Genomic DNA, 16,803 nt, shown 5'->3' with positions numbered 1-16,803 from the left:
TCGCCAATAGGTTTTGATTGCTTCCGTTATCTTTCGAATCGAAACTTACTCGCTCATGTCGAAACGCAATACACCCCAACGCCGCCACAACATTCTCGCCTTGCTCAATGAACAGGGCGAAGTCAGTGTGGACGAGCTGGCCAAGCGCTTCGAAACTTCCGAAGTTACGGTTCGCAAGGATTTGGCCGCACTTGAAAGTAATGGTCTGCTGCTACGCCGTTACGGCGGAGCGATCACCATGCCTCAGGAGCTGGTAGCCGACATCGGTCAACCGGTTTCCAAATACAAGCAAGCCATCGCCCGCGCTGCTGTTACGCGGATTCGTGAGCATGCTCGGATCATCATCGACAGCGGCAGCACCACCGCCGCCATGATCCCGGAACTCGGCCAACAGCCGGGCCTGGTGGTGATGACCAACTCCTTGCACGTTGCCAATGCGTTGAGCGAACTCGAACACGAGCCGGTGCTGTTGATGACCGGTGGCACCTGGGACCCGCATTCCGAGTCCTTTCAAGGCCAGGTCGCCGAGCAGGTACTACGCTCTTACGACTTCGACCAGTTGTTCATCGGTGCCGATGGCATAGACCTGGTTCGCGGTACCACCACCTTCAATGAATTGCTGGGTCTGAGCCGGGTCATGGCTGACGTCGCCCGTGAAGTGATCGTGATGGTGGAGGCCGACAAGATCGGCCGCAAGATTCCTAATCTGGAGCTGCCCTGGAGCAGCGTCCATACCCTCATTACCGATGAACGCCTGCCACTAGCGGCACGCGATCAGATTCAGGCCCGCGGCATCAATTTGATTTGCGCGGCTGTCAGTCAGGAGAAATAGCATGTGTGGAATTGTCGGCGCAGTCGCAGAACGTAACATCACCGCCATCCTGCTCGAGGGCCTCAAGCGCCTGGAGTACCGTGGCTATGACAGCGCCGGTGTGGCGGTCTTCACCAACGACGAAAAGCTCGAGCGCATGCGTCGTCCGGGCAAGGTCAGCGAACTGGAAAACGCGTTGGAAGCCGAACCTCTGATCGGTCGCCTCGGCATCGCCCACACCCGCTGGGCCACTCACGGTGCGCCGTGCGAGCGCAACGCGCACCCGCATTTCTCCGGCGACCTGGCCGTGGTGCACAACGGCATCATCGAGAACCACGAAGCCCTGCGCGAACAGCTGAAAGCCTTGGGTTACGTGTTCACCTCGGACACCGACACCGAAGTCATCGCACACCTGCTGAACCACAAACTCAAGGACCTGCGCGATCTGACCGTGGCCCTCAAAGCCACCGTTAAAGAACTGCACGGTGCTTATGGTCTGGCCGTTATCAGCGCCGATCAACCAGATCGCCTGGTGGCAGCGCGCAGTGGCAGTCCGCTGGTGATCGGTCTGGGCCTGGGTGAAAACTTCCTCGCTTCCGACCAGTTGGCCCTGCGTCAGGTCACCGACCGTTTCATGTACCTGGAAGAAGGCGATATCGCCGAAATTCGCCGCGACAGCGTGCACATCTGGGACGTGACCGGCCAAACCGTCGAGCGCGAAAGCGTGCAGTACCGCGACGGCGCTGAAGCAGCCGACAAGGGCGAATTCCGCCACTTCATGCTCAAGGAAATCCACGAGCAACCGGCCGTGGTTCAACGCACCCTCGAAGGTCGTCTGAGCCCGAACGGTGTCTTGGTGCAGGCGTTCGGTCCACAGGCTGCCGAGCTGTTCGCCAAAGTGCGCAACGTACAGATCGTCGCCTGCGGCACCAGCTACCACGCCGGTATGGTTGCCCGGTACTGGCTCGAAGAGCTGGCCGGTATCCCGTGCCAGGTCGAAGTCGCCAGTGAATTCCGCTACCGCAAAGTCGTGGTGCAACCGGATACCCTGTTTGTCACCATTTCTCAGTCCGGCGAAACCGCCGACACCCTGGCCGCCCTGCGCAACGCCAAGGAACTGGGCTTCCTCGCCAGCCTCGCGATCTGCAACGTCGGCATCAGCTCGCTGGTGCGTGAATCCGACCTGACCCTGCTGACCCAGGCCGGTCGCGAAATCGGCGTGGCCTCCACCAAAGCCTTCACCACCCAATTGGTCGGCCTGCTGTTGCTGACCCTGTCCCTGGGTCAGGTTCGCGGCACCTTGGCCAAAGGCGTCGAAGCCACCCTGGTTGAAGAACTGCGTCGTCTGCCAACCCGTCTGGGCGAAGCCTTGGCCATGGACAGCACCGTAGAGAAAATCGCCGAGCTGTTCGCCGAGAAGAACCACACCCTGTTCCTCGGTCGTGGCGCGCAATTCCCGGTCGCAATGGAAGGGGCCCTGAAACTCAAGGAAATCTCCTACATCCACGCTGAAGCCTACCCGGCCGGCGAACTGAAGCACGGCCCGTTGGCGCTTGTGGATAACGACATGCCCGTGGTCACCGTGGCACCGAACAACGAACTGCTGGAGAAGTTGAAATCCAACCTCCAGGAAGTCCGCGCCCGTGGCGGCCAGTTGATCGTCTTCGCAGACGAGAAGGCTGGCATGACCAACGGCGAAGGCACCCACGTTGTCCACATGCCGCACATCCACGACATCCTGTCGCCAATCCTCTACACCATCCCGCTGCAGTTGCTGTCGTACTACGTCGCGGTGTTGAAAGGCACGGACGTTGACCAGCCGCGGAATCTGGCGAAGTCTGTGACGGTGGAATAAGTTATCCACAGCTGACTGAACACTAAAAATCGCAGCCTATGGTTGCGATTTTTTTTATCCGAATGAAGGACATTGCCCCATGGACAGATTCCAGGAAATGCAGGTCTTCGCCGCCGTCGCCCAGGACCAGGGCTTTTCTGCAGCGGCGCGTCGGTTGGGGATGTCGGCGGCCAGTGTCACACGGGCGGTGGCGGCGCTGGAGACGCGCATTGGCACGCAGTTGCTCACCCGTACCACCCGCAGCGTGCATTTGAGCGAGGCGGGGCAGCGTTATCTGGAGGATTGTCGGAGGATTCTCACCGAGGTGCAGGAAGCGGAAGATTCGGCGGCGGGCAGTCACGCACAACCCCGTGGGCAATTGACGATTACCGCGCCGGTATTGTTCGGAGAGTTATTTGTCACGCCAGTGATGGTTGATTATCTGGCGCAGTTTCCTGAGGTCAGTATCAATGCGCTGTTGCTTGATCGTGTGGTCAGTGTTGTCGAAGAGGGAATCGATGTGGCGGTGCGCATCGGCGATTTGCCTGACAGTAATCAGCATGCGATTCGTGTCGGCGAAGTGCGGCGGGTGATTTGCGGTTCGCCAGCGCTGATCGCAGCCCATGGCCGGCCTTCTCATCCGCAGGATCTGGTGCAGGCGCCGATCATTGCGACATCGGCCACGGGCCAGTTACGTAACTGGCCATTCCTTGAAAATGGCGATCCGCTGACGGTGCGCACGGAGGCTCGGCTGGTGGTCACCGCCAATCAGGCTGCCATCACGGCCGCCTGCCTGGGTCTGGGATTCACCCGTGTGTTGTCTTATCAAGTCGCGAGAAAAGTCGCGGCGGGTGAGTTGCAAATCGTCCTGGCCGAATTCGAACTGGCGCCGTTGCCGATTCATGTGATTTATCAGGGCGGGCGCAAGGCGCCAGCGCGAGTACGCAGTTTTGTCGACTTCACGGTGAATGCCCTGCGCGAGCATCCCGCTTTGAAGAACGAGGCATTATTGCTCTAGTTGAAATAATGGATTGCGTTTGCTGGTTATTCTGTTGTTTCGGTAGCAGGTGGAAGATGACAACCCATCGGCGCCGACACTTTCCAATTGGCGCCTCCACCCAGCGGAGTCGACCATGCAAGCCATCAAACTCTACAACTTCCCACGCTCTGGCCATGCTCATCGTGTGGAGCTGATGCTGTCCCTGCTGCAACTGCCAACTGAACTGATCTTTGTTGATCTGGCCAAGGGCGCACACAAGCAGCCGGATTACCTGGCGCTCAATCGCTTTGGTCAGGTACCGGTGATTGATGATCAAGGCGTGGTGCTGGCCGACTCCAACGCGATCCTGGTCTATCTGGCGCAGAAATATGGCAACGGTCGTTGGCTGCCCACCGATCCCGTCGGTGCGGCCAAGGTGCAGCGCTGGTTATCGGTCGCCGCCGGGCCGATTGCCTTTGGCCCGGCAAGAGCAAGGCTGATCACCGTGTTTGGTGCGCCTTACAACGCTGAAGAGGTGATCGCTTACGCCCACACCGTGCTCAAAGTGATCGATCAGGAACTGGCCGCCACCCCATACCTTGTCGGCAATGAGCCGACCATCGCCGACGTCGCGGCCTACAGCTACATCGCCCATGCGCCGGAAGGCAATGTGTCGCTGGACGACTACGCCAACATCCGCGCCTGGCTGGCGCGCGTCGAAGCCTTGCCAGGGTTTGTCGGCATGCCGCGCACCGTCGCCGGCCTGCAAAAAACAGCCTGATGCTCACGGCCCGATTCAGTCGGGCCGTTCTTGTTGCGCGATAAGCGCAGGGGAGAAGCCGTTATGGACCGTTCACCTTGGCACGCTGGCGAGAAACAGTTGCAGGCTCACGTAGGTGTAGCCGAGCGAATGGATACATTAGGTCGTAGGGTGATTCGCGGCGAGATGCCCGATCAGCACCGCCAGTTCTATCAGCAACTGCCGTTCATGCTGTACGGCGCGGTGGATGCTGACGGCAACCCTTGGGCCAGTGTTCTTGAAGGGCCGCCGGGTTTTGCTCATTCTCCAGCGCCTGCGCTGTTACAGTTCGACAGCCTGCCCGGCAGCGACGACCCCGCGCAATTGCAAGACGGCGCGGCGATCGGCCTGCTCGGTATCGAGCTGCACACCCGGCGTCGCAACCGTATGAATGGCCGGGTCGGTGCTGTGGCTTCGAGCGGCTTCGGGGTGACGGTGGACCAATCGTTCGGCAATTGCCCGCAATACATTCAATTGCGCCAGTTTCGCTCGGTGCCCCTGGCGGACCCGTCGACCCGTGTCGCGCAGCATCTCAACGCGCTGGATGAGTCGGCCCAAGCCATGATCGCCGGGGCCGATACCTTCTTTGTCGCCAGTTATGTGGACGTCGACGGCCAACGTTCGGTGGATGTTTCTCATCGCGGTGGTCAGGCCGGTTTCGTACAGGTGGAAGGTAATCGCCTGACCATCCCGGACTTCGCCGGCAACCTGTTCTTTAACACCTTGGGCAACCTGCTGATCAATCCTCGGGCCGGTTTGCTGTTCATCGATTTCAATACGGGCGATCTGCTGCACCTCAGCGGCCGCGCGGACGTCATCCTCGAAGGCCCGCAGGTCGAGGCTTTTCAGGGGGCCGAGCGGCTCTGGACCTTTGAGGTAGAGCGCGTGGTGCGCCGGCCTGCGGCGCTGGCCTTGCGCTGGCGCTTTGACGGCGTGTCGCCCACCAGTTTGCTGACTGGCACCTGGGCGCAGGCAAATGCACGCCTGCAAGCCAAGGCCCTGGGCGATCACTGGCGGCCGTTGCGGGTGGCGCGCATCGAACAGGAAAGCCACAACATCCGTTCGATCTATCTGGAGCCCGCTGATGACGCCGGGTTGCCGGTGTTCCAGGCCGGGCAGCATTTGCCGCTGCGCTTCAATATTGCCGGCGATGTGCACATCCGCACGTACAGCCTGTCGAGCGCGCCGTCCGATGATTTTTTCCGCATCAGCGTGAAGCGGGAAGGCCTGGTGTCGTCGCACCTGCATGAGCAGATCCGGGTCGGCGATGTGCTGGAAGCCCGCGCGCCCCAAGGGCATTTCACCGTGGCGCCCCATGAGCGTCGGCCGCTGGTGCTGTTGGCGGCTGGCGTCGGCATCACGCCGCTGCTGTCGATGGTGCGCGAGGTGGTGTATCAAGGCCTGCGCACGCGGCGTATTCGTCCGACCTGGTTTTTCCAGAGTTCGCGGACCCTGGCCGATCAGCCGTTCCGTTCGGAACTGGACCGTTTGCTGGATGGCCTCGGTGACGCGGTACGCGTGCGGCGGTTGCTCAGTCAGCCTGAGGCGGAGGCTCGCGAGGGTGAAGATTTCGACCTGACCGGGCGGATTGACGGCGACTTGCTCAAGACGATGCTTGAGGTGGAGGACTACGACCAAGTGGACTTTGTCCTCTGCGGCCCGGGCAGTTTTACCCAGGGGCTGTACGACACGCTGCGGGAACTGGACATTCGCGATTCGAGGATTCATGCCGAAACCTTTGGCCCGTCGACACTGCGTCGCACGCCAGACCCGGATGCGGTGGTCATCGAACAACCACCGGCCGCCACGGTTTCAGTGCCCGTTGTGTTCGAGCGCTCGGCCAAAGAAGCGCGCTGGCAGCCGGATGGCGGCAGTTTGCTGGAGTTGGCGGAAAGCCGCGGATTGCGCCCGGAATTCAGTTGCCGTGGGGGTTCCTGCGGGACCTGCAAGACCCGTCTGATCAGTGGCGCGGTGAATTATCCACAGCCTCCGGCGGAAGTGCCCGATGCGGGAGAGGTGCTGATTTGTTGCGCGGTGCCGGCGCAGGGGTCGCAGCCGTTGGTGCTGGACCTGTGACCCTTCGGGCTAACACAGAAAACCCGTGTGGGAGCGGGCCTGCTCGCGAGAGCGGTGTATCAGCCAGCTTCAATGTTGAAGGTTAAACAGCCTTCGCGAGCAGGCTCGCTCCCACATTGGGCCGGGGTTGGCCTGAAAAATACTTCGAACGTCCTACAGACTTGAGTGTTCGGGAGGACGATTCCGACACGTTCTAGCGGTTGTCGTGTCGGAAGTCGGGGGGATAGGCTTTGGAGGTCGCTGCACATCAGCGATCGGGCGTCGCAGTCCGTTCAGTTCATTTGGTGCATAATCGCCGGCCCGCTTGATGGCGGCTGTGCGCGGGATACCCTCGGGTATGCCGAGTTTCCGAATGGCTCGGTCTGCGACCCCGCGTACAGCTGCCTCCCTCACATCGCGTCGCAGCGATCAGTGGCAGCAAAACCCTTCATTCGGAGTGTCACCATGATTAAAGAAACACCAAATCCCCCGGAAACCGACGACGTTTCCCCTTACGAATCCATCGATTCCAAAAAGCTCAACGAAGCCGCCGAGCGGGCGCTGGATCACTACCTCAACCCCTCCGCCCTCAAATCCCCCGCGACCCGCAAGCCCAGCACGATGTTCATGATCGCGCCGGACATCAAAGACGAAGACCTGCTGGCCCACACCTGTGAATCCTTGGCCCAGGCCAATGTGATGGCGAGTGATTTTGCGGGGTACCTGGAAGGACCGCACCGGCACACAGCGATGGCGATTCAGCAGATCGTCATGCTCGCGGAGCTTGCGGTGAACCGGATGCTGGATAACGTGGCCGTAAACCCCGCGCCACACCGCTAAACCCCTGTAGGAGCGAGGCTTGCCCGCGAAGGCGGCGTGTCATTCAACATTGATGTCGACTGACACACCGCCTTCGCGGGCAAGCCTCGCTCCTACAGATTTCAGGCGTAGGACAGGGATTTTTCTTCCAGCAGTTCTTCGTACAACGCCGTCCACTTGCGGCCCATTTCATCGGCGGTGAATAACTGCCGATAACGCGCCTCGGCCTTCACGCCCATTGCTGCCGCACGCACCGGGTCTTCCCACAACGTGCGCATTGCTTCTCGGAACGCCTGTGGATTACTCGGCGGCACCACCAGCCCGGTTTCGTTGTGGATGTTGATGTAGCTTGTGCCGGTACCGATTTCGCTGGAGATCATCGGCTTGCCGTACATCGCGCCTTCGAGCAGCGAGATGCCGAACGCTTCCGAGCGTAGGTGCGACGGAAACACCACTGCGTAACTCAGCTCCAGCAAAGCAACTTTGTCTTCGTCACCCAACCGCCCCAGAAAGTGCAGATTCTGTAACCCCAATGCCTTCGCTTGGGCATGCAGTTCGGCCTCCAGCGGTCCGGCCCCGACGATCACCACCGGATAATTCAGCCCTTGCATCGCGTCGAGCAGAATATGCAGGCCCTTGTAGTAGCGCATCACGCCGACGAACAGGAAGAACCGGTCGCCGACTTGTTTGCGCCAGCGTTCAGTACGTGCAGCGTCAGGCTGTGGATAACCTGACTTGTCCAGCCCGTAGGTGATGACTCGGGTTTTCTCGCGGTAGTCCTGAAGCACATCGCTGGTGTGAAAGTAGTTGGGGGAGGCCGCGACGATTCGGTCGGCGCTGTCCAGAAAACGACGCATCAATGGACGGTAGAGCTTGAGCAAATGGCGCTGGCGAATGATGTCCGAGTGGTAACTCACCACGCAGGGTTTTTTAGTGGCGCTGAAAAAATGCACCAGGTCCATGAAGGGCCAGGGGAAGTGGTAATTGACCACGTCCGCCTCAGCCGCCAGCTCACGAAATTGCTTGAAGACGCTATAGGAAAAACCGGTGGAGGCCATCTGAAAATCCATCCGGGCCTGATGAACCTGATGATGACGGATCTGTATCGCGCCAGGTGCCGGGTTGTTGCTCAACGTCAGTACCGTACTGTCGACCGAGTGGCGCGCACCGCTTTCGCAGAGTTGAAAAATGACTTGTTCGATGCCACCCATCGAGTCCGGCAGGTAGGTCTTGTAAAAGTGCAGTACGCGCATATCAGTCTCCCATAGCCTGGCGGTAAGCGCGGGCCGTGGCCTTCGCGCAACGCTCCCAGGAAAAAAGCTTCGCTTGTTGCAAACCGGCTTCGCGACAGACCTGCCAATGCAGCGGGTCGTCGATGAGTCGGATCATGGCATCGCGCAAGGTGTCTGGATCGTCCGGTGCTATGTAGTTGCCGGCGTCGCCCGCGACTTCCGGCATGGCCGAATGCTGGGTCAGAATCACCGGGGTGCCGCTGGCCATGGCTTCCAGGACGGGCAGGCCGAACCCTTCGTACAACGAGGGAAAGATCAATGCCCGGGCGCCGGCCAGCAGCTGTGCCAGTGCTTCATCGGGCAGATACCCGAGCAGGCACACATCCCCGGTGGCCAGGGCTGCGCGCAATTCATCACTGAATTGTTCGCCTTGCCAACCGGCCATGCCGGCGATCAGCAAGGGAAAACCCTGGCGCACGGCTGCCGGTAATAGGGCATGGGCGCGCAGGGCCAGCGTGAGGTTCTTGCGCGGCTCGAGGGTGCCAACACACAGGAAGTATTCCCGCGCCTCGACGCCGTGAGTCTTGAGCACCGCGTTAATGGCTTCAGGCTCCCGTGGGTGGAAACGTGCGGCCACGCCCAGCGGTGCGACGACAAAACGCTCGGCCGGCAGTGCGAAATACGCCTGGGCTTCGTCGGCAATGTACTGCGAGTCGGTAAGAATCAGACTCGCTCGCTGCACGCCGTCGGCCAGGCGCCGCTCGATTTCCCGCAGGCGCGAGGGGGGTTGCGTGTCGGGGTAGTGCAGGTGCGTCAGGTCATGCAGGGTGATGACCGTCGGGCCGTCGAACGACAGCGGCCACAGGCTCGGTTCGTGATAGAGGTCGATGGTTTTCGAGCGCCCTTGATCGAAGCGTTTCTGCTCCAGCCAGCGCCGGGCTTGATAAGCCCCCGGAATTTGTCGCAGCAACGGCGTCAGTCGCGAATAGCCGGGCATGGCGGCTTCTGGCAAGTCCGAACTCCAGCCCCAACCGTGGAACAGTGCGAGTTCGACATCGGGCTCATCAGCAAGCGCGTTCGCCAGTTCGGCGACGTAATGGCCGATGCCGGTGCGCGGGGCTTGAAGGATCCGGGCGTTAAGGGCAATTCGCATGTTGCCTCTCTTGCACGACCGGCGCGTCTACCAGATTGCGCAGGGTGCGTTCAACCAGTTGCGCACTGGCTTCACGCCAGCCGATCCACTGCCAGTCCGCCACGCTGCGAGCGGCCGGGAATTTCCCGGAGCGTTCGAAACCGGTGACCAGGTCCGCCAGGCTTTGCGGTTCGGCGAGGTCAAAGTACGCCATGAACTCGCCACCGATTTCGCGAAAGATCGGAATGTCGCTGCCCATGGCCGGCAAACCGCGCTGCATGGCTTCCACCAGTGGCAAGCCGAAGCCTTCAACCCACGACGGAAACACCAGCGCGCTAGCGTGGGAATAGGCGTGTTCGAGGCTGGTGTCGCTCAGGTCGTTGAACATGAACAGGCGTTGGTTCAGCTGTGGGTGGTTGCGCACGCGGGCGAGCAGGGCGTCGCACTTCCAGCCGATGCGCCCGGCGATGCACAGCCGGGCTTGCGAACCTGAGGCCCAGGCACGTTCGAACGCGTCGAGCAGGTAATCGTGGTTTTTACGCGGCTCGATGGTGCTGACCATCAAAAACACCGGCTCCGGTGTTTTGAACACGCGCGTCAGTCTCGGCTCGACGGCGGCGCAGGCTTCGCTCAGGTCCAGTTCGGAGCCGAGGTGAAAATAATCGAACCACAACGTATCGGCTTTGGCCGGACCCAGCCGACGCTGCAATTCCTCGCGCACCTGATCGCGCACCGTGGCGGAGATCGCCACGTAGCCGTCGGCGGTCTGGGTGATCCAGTTGAACCACTCGTTGAAAATCTGCACCAGCCGCGTGTCGTAGAACTGCGGGTGAGTCAGCGGGATGAGGTCGTAGATCACCGAAACGATGCCCACGCCTTCACGCTTGAGCTGTTCGGCAAACGGGAAGAAATCGCTGTGCCAGGAAGAATCCAGCAACACCAGTTGATCACCCGGCTGATGCTGCAATGGCGAGCACCGTTTGGGCAGTTGATATTGGTTGATGGCGTCGATCAGGCGCAAAGGAATGCTGAAGCAGGTGATCGCCGTGAGGCGGTAGGCCACGTGCAGCAGGCGCTTGACCACTCGCGAGTGACTGCGATTGTGCAAGCGTTGATGCAGTTGCCAGAAACGATGAGCCAGCCGCTCCAGTCGCCCACCGAATGTCATCAGCCCATCAAAAAACGGGATGTTCAACGCACCGAGTTTGAGCACCCGATAGAGTTTGCCCTTGAGCATCACCACTGGAATGCACTCAACACCGTCGACGCTAGCCGGCAATTGATTGATGACGTTACGCACCACCCGCTGAATGCCCGAATTGACTTTGGGGTGCAGGAACACGTGGGTGCATTCAACCAGAAGGCGCGTCATGGCGTGCGCTCCGAAACAATCGAGTCGGAGCGAGTAATGGTGGTTTGCGCCGCCAGCCACGAGCAGCCGACGAAGTCTTCATGCCGGTTGTTGATCACATGGAACACCAGCCCGTAATCGCGCCATTCGTAGTTGCGATCCAGATGTGAGTCCAGCCGCGACAAGCTCAGGGACACGGAATAGTTGCCCTTGCCCAGGCCCATGACGAAGGAAAAACGGTACGTGTAACGCTCCCCGGCGTGCAGATCGGTCAGGGCCTTGTCCTGGCGATGGGTGTTGATGCCATACATCATTTGACCCAGGCGGTCCTTGAGGATGAAACCGAGCACCAATCGCTCGATGTCCTGGCGGACTTCGACCTGGACTTCCAGCACCACGCTCTGACCGACCTCGGCGGCGTCGATGGAGCGTTCGTTCTCGTCCAGCATCCGCACACTGAGGATGGCCGCTTCACCGGTGCCGGACACGGTCTGGACTTCGCCGCCGGCGAGCATTTCCTGACGGACCACCTGGCCTTCACGCTCGGCCATCAGGGCGTTGTAGTAATCCAGGACCGCTTCGGGTTTGCCGTACATGGCCATGCGGCCGTCTTTGAGCAGGATCGCCGAATCGCAAATCGACTGGATGGCCGAGCGATCATGGGAAACGATCAGCAGGGTGGTGCCGGCCTTGCGGAAGCTGCGGATGCGTTCGAAGCTCTTGTGCTGGAAGTAGGCGTCGCCCACGGAGAGGGCTTCGTCGACGATCAGGATGTCCGGACGCTGTGCGGTGGCCACGCTGAACGCCAGGCGCATCTGCATGCCGCTGGAATAGGTTCGCACCGGATGGTCGATGGCTTCGCCGATTTCCGCGAAACTTTCGATCTGTGGCATCAGCGCTTCGATGTCATCGACCTGCATGCCCAGCAATTGCCCGGCCATGATTGCATTCTGTCGGCCGGTAAAGTCCGGGTGAAAGCCCATGCCCAGTTCCAGCAGGGCCGCCACCCGGCCTTCGAGCTCGATCTTGCCGCACGTAGGTTGGGTGGTGCCGGTGATCATCTTCAGCAAGGTGCTTTTGCCTGCGCCGTTGACCCCGACGATGCCCACCGCCTCACCGGGGGCAATCTCGAATTCGACGTCTTGCAGCACCCAGTGCTGGTGGTGGCGCAGGGGCGAAAACGGAATCAGCCACTCGGCCAGTCGGCTCCAGCGGGTCGGGTATTGCTTGTAGGCCTTGCCCAGGCCGGTGACGCGAATATGCCCCATCAGAGTTCATCCACCATTTCACCGACGCGCTGGCGAAACAGACGCAGCCCGATCAGACAGAACACTAAGCCCGTGACAAAAATCGGCAGCAGCGAACTCCAGACCGGCCATTGCCCATAAAGAAACATGTTTTGATAGCTGACGATCAGGTTGGTCAGGGGGTTGAGTTGCAGCAGGCGCTGCACCCAGTCCGGCAGGATGCTCATCGGGTAAACAATGGGCGTCAGCCAGAACCAGAATTGCAGGCAGATGCCGAAGAGTTGCCCGACATCCCGGAAGAAGACATTCAACACGCCGAGTATCATTCCCAGCCCGGCACAGAACATCATTTGCAACGCCATCAGCGGTATCAAGGCGAACAACGCCATTCCCGGCCAACGTCCGGTGATCAGCAGAAAGCCCAGGAACAGGGCCATGATGATTGCGAAGTTGATGCCCGCGTTAAACAGCACAATCACCGGCAGGCAGATCCGTGGGAAGCTGATTTTCTTCAGCAGGTTGGCGTTTTCCAGAAACATGTTCTGGCTGCGCAGGGTGATTTCCGCAAAGAGTCCCCAGGCGAGCAGGCCGGCACAGAGGTAAACGCTGTAGGCCATGCTGTCATCCACGCCCGGCAGGCGCGCGCGCATGATGTGGGAAAAAATCACGGTGTAGACGATGATCATCGACAGGGGGTTAAGCACCGGCCACAGAGCACCAAACAGCGAATTGCGATAACGCGCCTGAAACTCACGCTGGACGCTACCGAAGATAAACCCTCGATAACTACGCAGCGTGCGGTATAGGGAAAGCAGCATTCAAACCGTCCTGCCGTATTGGTCTTCGAAGCGAACGATATCGTCCTCTCCCAGGTATTCGCCGCTTTGCACTTCGATGATCACCAGATCGATCACGCCCGGGTTTTCCAGGCGATGCTTGTGACCGGCGGCAATGAAGGTTGATTCGTTCTTGGCCACCAGATGGGTGCCGGCGCCATTGTTGGTGACCTTGGCCATGCCTTCGACGACCACCCAGTGTTCGTTGCGGTGGTGGTGCATTTGCAGCGACAGCTTGGCGCCTGGTTTGACCACGATGCGCTTGATCTTGAAGCGCGGGCCTTCCTCGAGCACGGTGTAGGTGCCCCAGGGCCGGCTGACCGTGCGGTGCAGGCGATAGGCCTCGTGCTTTTTGTCCTTGAGCTGCTTGGCCACCCGGCGCACATCCTGTGCGCGATCGGCGTGGGCCACTAGCACCGCGTCGGCGGTGTCGATGATGATCAAGTTATCCACACCCACCGCGGCTACCAGCCGGTCTTCGCTCTGGACGAAGTTGTTGTGGCTGTCGACGAACACCGCGTCACCGCTGGCGCGGTTGTTTTGCGCATCCGCCGGCACCAGCGCGGCCACCGCGCCCCAGGAGCCGATGTCGCTCCAGTCAAAACCGGCGGGCACCACCACCACTTTGTCGGAGCGTTCCATCAAGGCGTAGTCGATGGAAATGTCGGTGATTTCGGCAAACAACGCCGGGGATAATTCCTGCTGCAGGCACCCGGCCGTTTCCACGGGGGCGCTTTGCGCCATGCAGATTTGCGTCTGCTCCAGCAGCTCGGGGGCATGGATCTGCAATTCGGCCAGCACGGTCGTCACGGAGAAACAGAACATCCCCGAGTTCCACAGGAACTTGCCGCTTTCCAGGTAATGGGTGGCGGTTTGCAGATCCGGTTTTTCGACGAAACGCTGCACTTTGGCGGCGCCTTTTTCGTCCAGTGCCGCACCGGTCTCGATGTAGCCGAAACCGGTCTCCGGGGCCGTCGGCACCACGCCGAACGTCACCAGGAAACCATCCTTGGCCAATGCCACGGCGTGTTCGACCGCAGACTTCATGGCGTCTTCGTTGAGGATCAAATGGTCGGCAGGCATCACCACCATGATCGCGTCATCGCCGTGCAGGGCTTGCAGTGACAGGGCGGCGGCGGCGATGGCCGGGGCCGTGTTGCGGCCTGTCGGCTCCAGCAGAAAGTGCCCGCGATGGCGACTGAGCTGCGCCTCCTGATAGTGATCCTTGCTCTGGAAGTAGTAGTCGCGGTTGGTCACTGTGACGATATCGCCCCAGCCATCAAGCAGACCGGCCGCTCGCCGATAGGTTTTGCCCAGCAGCGACTGGCCGTCGGGCAGGGTCATGAACGGCTTGGGATGGCCCTCGCGGGACACCGGCCACAAGCGAGTACCGGCACCGCCGGAGAGAATCACAGGAATCAGCATGGCCTACTCCTTGGCGACGCGTTTCATGTCCGCATCCATCATCATGCGGATCAAGGTATCCAGGTCTGTTTTTGGTTTCCAGCCCAATACGCGCTGAGCTTTGGCCGGGTTGCCGAGCAGCACTTCGACCTCGGCCGGGCGGAAGAACGCCGGGTCGATCTTCACGAAGTCGCGGTAGTTCAGGCCCACGTGATCGAAGGCGATGCGGCACATCTCGCGCACGGTGGTGGTCACGCCGGTAGCGACCACAAAATCGTCAGGCTTGTCCTGTTGCAGCATCAGCCACATGGCTTCGACGTAATCACCGGCAAACCCCCAGTCGCGTTTGGCATCGATGTTGCCCAGCAGCAGTTCCTGCTGTTTGCCCTGTTTGATGCGGGCGGCGGCGTCGGTCACTTTGCGGGTCACGAACTCGATGCCGCGCAGGGGCGATTCATGGTTGAACAGGATCCCGCTGCTGGCGTGCAGGTTGAAACTTTCGCGATAGTTCACGGTGATCCAGTGGCCATACAGCTTGGCCACGCCGTAAGGGCTGCGCGGGTAGAACGGCGTGTTCTCGTCCTGCTGCTCAGCCTGGATCAGGCCAAACATTTCGCTGGTAGACGCCTGGTAAAAACGCGTGTGCGGACTGAACTGGCGGATCGCTTCGAGCAGGTGAGTCACGCCCAGCCCGTCAACGATGCCGGTGGTGACCGGTTGATCCCAGGAGGCCGCGACAAAGCTCTGCGCCGCCAGGTTGTAGATTTCGTCCGGAGCGGATTTGATCACCGCGCGCTGCACCGAGCAGGCATCGGCCATGTCACCGTCCAGGTAAACGATGTCCCCCTCGACTCCCATTTCACGCAAACGCCAGCGTGCATCGCTGCTGCGACGCGCCACCAGGCCGTGGACTTTATAACCCTTGTCGAGCAGCAGTTTGGCAAGATAGGCGCCGTCCTGGCCCGTGATCCCTGTGATCAGTGCACTTTTAGTCATTCTTGTCGTACTCGCATCTCCCAGTCGGACAGGATCGCCCGCAGGGATTGTTGTGTTGTGATTTCAGGCGTCCATCCTGTGGTCTGGGCGAGCTTGGCAGAGCTGCCACAAACGCGACGCTGATCCGCGCGGCGAAAACGCGCAGGATCCTGAATCAATTGCATGTCGACCTGGGCGAGGTCCCCCAGTTGTTCGATCAGGCTGCGGATGCTCTGCTCGCGCCCCGAGCAAATGTTGTAGACCTGTCCCGGCGTACCTTTTTCCAGCAGCGCCAGATAGGCGGACACCACATCGCCCACGTCCAGGAAGTCGCGTGTGACGTCAATGTCCCCGACTTCCAGTTGCGGGGCTTGCAGGCGTTGTTTGATACGGTTGATCTGGCGGGCGGCGCTGGCGATGACGAAGCTGTCTTTCTGGCCGGTGCCGATGTGGTTGAACGGGCGGGCGACCACGACCGGCCAGCCTTCGCTCAGGCCCCATTGCAGGCTGAGGAACTCGGCCGACAGTTTGCTGACGGCATAGGGATTGCGCGGGCAGGGTGGCTGGTGTTCGGTAATGGGCAGGTCTGACTCGGTCACTTGCCCGTAGACGTCGCCGGAGCTGACGTACAGGAAGGTCCCGTTGAAGCCACGGGCCTTGAGTGCCTGAAGCAGGTTCAAGGTGCCGAGCAGGTTGATCGTCAGCGTGCGTGCCGGATCGCGGAAGGCTTCGGGAACGAAGGTCTGGCCGGCCAGGTGAATGACCGCGTCGGGCATGTCCGGCCAGAGGGCGTCGAGGGAGCCTGGCTCGCCGAGATCGTAGCGGGCGGCGACAGGCAGAAGCTCCCATTCCGAGGCATCAGCCTTCAGGCGGGTTTGGATGTGTTGTCCTACGAATCCACTGAGACCCGTAACGAACAGACGCTTTTTCAAACAGCGGCCCCTTGGTCGTGCATTTCGTCCATTCCCCACAGGCTTTATGGAGATGTCTGACAGACCGGGTGGATTCCTTGGTCGAAAGACAGGCGAAACGTTTGTTGTAGTTGTTTGGTAGCCAATCTGTGCCAATTGCGCGGCAATTTCAACAGGTCCCACCGTGACTGGTCAGTTCTCGTCAGCGTAGCCCGATTTATTCTCGCCGGGCGGTTCACGAATCCTCAGCGGATGTGTTTAGAATGCCCCTCGTCACGATTACCCAGGGTTCGGCCGGGTGGTATTCACACCCCGCGAAGCTGACCATTAAAACAAGAACGTAGACGGGCAAGAAGGCGCTGGACGACGACTGGCAAACGCCGGGTCGATCCGTGGCTTTGCCGTCATAGAGTGGGGC

The 16,803-nt window shown here is 60.5% G+C and carries 14 protein-coding genes; 6 read left to right on the top strand and 8 right to left on the bottom strand.

What is annotated here, in order from left to right; all coding sequences use genetic code 11:
- The first annotated feature begins 55 nt into the window (after window positions 1-55).
- From RHP74_RS31195 to RHP74_RS31170, 6 genes are all read left to right on the top strand, one after another.
- Entirely contained in the window at window positions 56-832 is a 777-nt protein-coding gene (locus RHP74_RS31195; protein WP_010465456.1) for a DeoR/GlpR family DNA-binding transcription regulator, read from the top strand.
- Between the two features lies 1 nt (window position 833).
- Entirely contained in the window at window positions 834-2,666 is a 1,833-nt protein-coding gene (gene glmS, locus RHP74_RS31190) for a glutamine--fructose-6-phosphate transaminase (isomerizing) (protein WP_077748855.1), read from the top strand.
- A gap of 79 nt (window positions 2,667-2,745) precedes the next feature.
- The gene (locus RHP74_RS31185) at window positions 2,746-3,663 is read left to right on the top strand and encodes a LysR family transcriptional regulator (protein ID WP_010465452.1); all 918 of its coding nucleotides are present in this window, start codon (window positions 2,746-2,748) and stop codon (window positions 3,661-3,663) included.
- Window positions 3,664-3,778: 115 nt separating this feature from the next.
- Complete coding sequence (locus RHP74_RS31180) at window positions 3,779-4,405, top strand: glutathione S-transferase family protein (protein WP_077748503.1); 627 nt, start codon at window positions 3,779-3,781, stop codon at window positions 4,403-4,405.
- Window positions 4,406-4,468: 63 nt separating this feature from the next.
- Window positions 4,469-6,499, top strand: a complete 2,031-nt coding sequence (locus tag RHP74_RS31175; RefSeq protein ID WP_311097014.1) for a pyridoxamine 5'-phosphate oxidase family protein — start codon at window positions 4,469-4,471, stop codon at window positions 6,497-6,499.
- A 444-nt stretch (window positions 6,500-6,943) separates the two neighbouring features.
- The gene (locus RHP74_RS31170; RefSeq protein WP_077748505.1) at window positions 6,944-7,318 is read left to right on the top strand and encodes a DUF6124 family protein; all 375 of its coding nucleotides are present in this window, start codon (window positions 6,944-6,946) and stop codon (window positions 7,316-7,318) included.
- Between the two features lie 101 nt (window positions 7,319-7,419).
- On the opposite strand, the gene RHP74_RS31165 is transcribed toward RHP74_RS31170, so the two are convergent.
- Genes RHP74_RS31165 through RHP74_RS31130 form a run of 8 tightly spaced genes read right to left on the bottom strand, consistent with a single transcriptional unit; the run spans window position 7,420 to window position 16,406 of the window.
- Window positions 7,420-8,550: a glycosyltransferase family 4 protein gene (locus RHP74_RS31165; protein WP_010465444.1), complete on the bottom strand. Its 1,131-nt coding sequence runs from the start codon at window positions 8,548-8,550 to the stop codon at window positions 7,420-7,422.
- Between the two features lies 1 nt (window position 8,551).
- Window positions 8,552-9,682, bottom strand: a complete 1,131-nt coding sequence (locus RHP74_RS31160; protein WP_083375403.1) for a glycosyltransferase family 1 protein — start codon at window positions 9,680-9,682, stop codon at window positions 8,552-8,554.
- The gene (locus RHP74_RS31155; RefSeq protein ID WP_311097009.1) at window positions 9,666-11,033 is read right to left on the bottom strand and encodes a glycosyltransferase family 1 protein; all 1,368 of its coding nucleotides are present in this window, start codon (window positions 11,031-11,033) and stop codon (window positions 9,666-9,668) included. The genes RHP74_RS31160 and RHP74_RS31155 overlap by 17 nt, the downstream gene beginning before the upstream one ends.
- Entirely contained in the window at window positions 11,030-12,280 is a 1,251-nt protein-coding gene (locus tag RHP74_RS31150) for an ABC transporter ATP-binding protein (RefSeq protein ID WP_010465439.1), read from the bottom strand. The genes RHP74_RS31155 and RHP74_RS31150 overlap by 4 nt, the downstream gene beginning before the upstream one ends.
- On the bottom strand, window positions 12,280-13,077 hold the full coding sequence (locus RHP74_RS31145) for an ABC transporter permease (protein WP_083375406.1): 798 nt from the start codon (window positions 13,075-13,077) through the stop codon (window positions 12,280-12,282). Before RHP74_RS31145 ends, RHP74_RS31150 begins: the two co-directional genes overlap by 1 nt.
- Window positions 13,078-14,520 (bottom strand): mannose-1-phosphate guanylyltransferase/mannose-6-phosphate isomerase, encoded by a 1,443-nt coding sequence (locus RHP74_RS31140; RefSeq protein WP_311097007.1) that lies wholly within the window; start codon window positions 14,518-14,520, stop codon window positions 13,078-13,080.
- A gap of 3 nt (window positions 14,521-14,523) precedes the next feature.
- Entirely contained in the window at window positions 14,524-15,495 is a 972-nt protein-coding gene (gene gmd, locus RHP74_RS31135; RefSeq protein ID WP_010465433.1) for a GDP-mannose 4,6-dehydratase, read from the bottom strand.
- Window positions 15,492-16,406, bottom strand: coding sequence for a GDP-mannose 4,6-dehydratase (locus RHP74_RS31130; RefSeq protein ID WP_311097006.1), 915 nt, complete (start codon window positions 16,404-16,406; stop codon window positions 15,492-15,494). Before RHP74_RS31130 ends, gmd begins: the two co-directional genes overlap by 4 nt.
- Window positions 16,407-16,803: the final 397 nt, after the last annotated feature.

It is taken from the genome of Pseudomonas sp. SG20052 (genome assembly GCF_031766055.1).
GTDB classification, from domain to species: domain Bacteria; phylum Pseudomonadota; class Gammaproteobacteria; order Pseudomonadales; family Pseudomonadaceae; genus Aquipseudomonas; species Aquipseudomonas mandelii.
The sequence above is the reverse complement of the archived record's forward strand: the minus strand, read 5'-3'. Positions and strand labels throughout refer to the sequence as shown.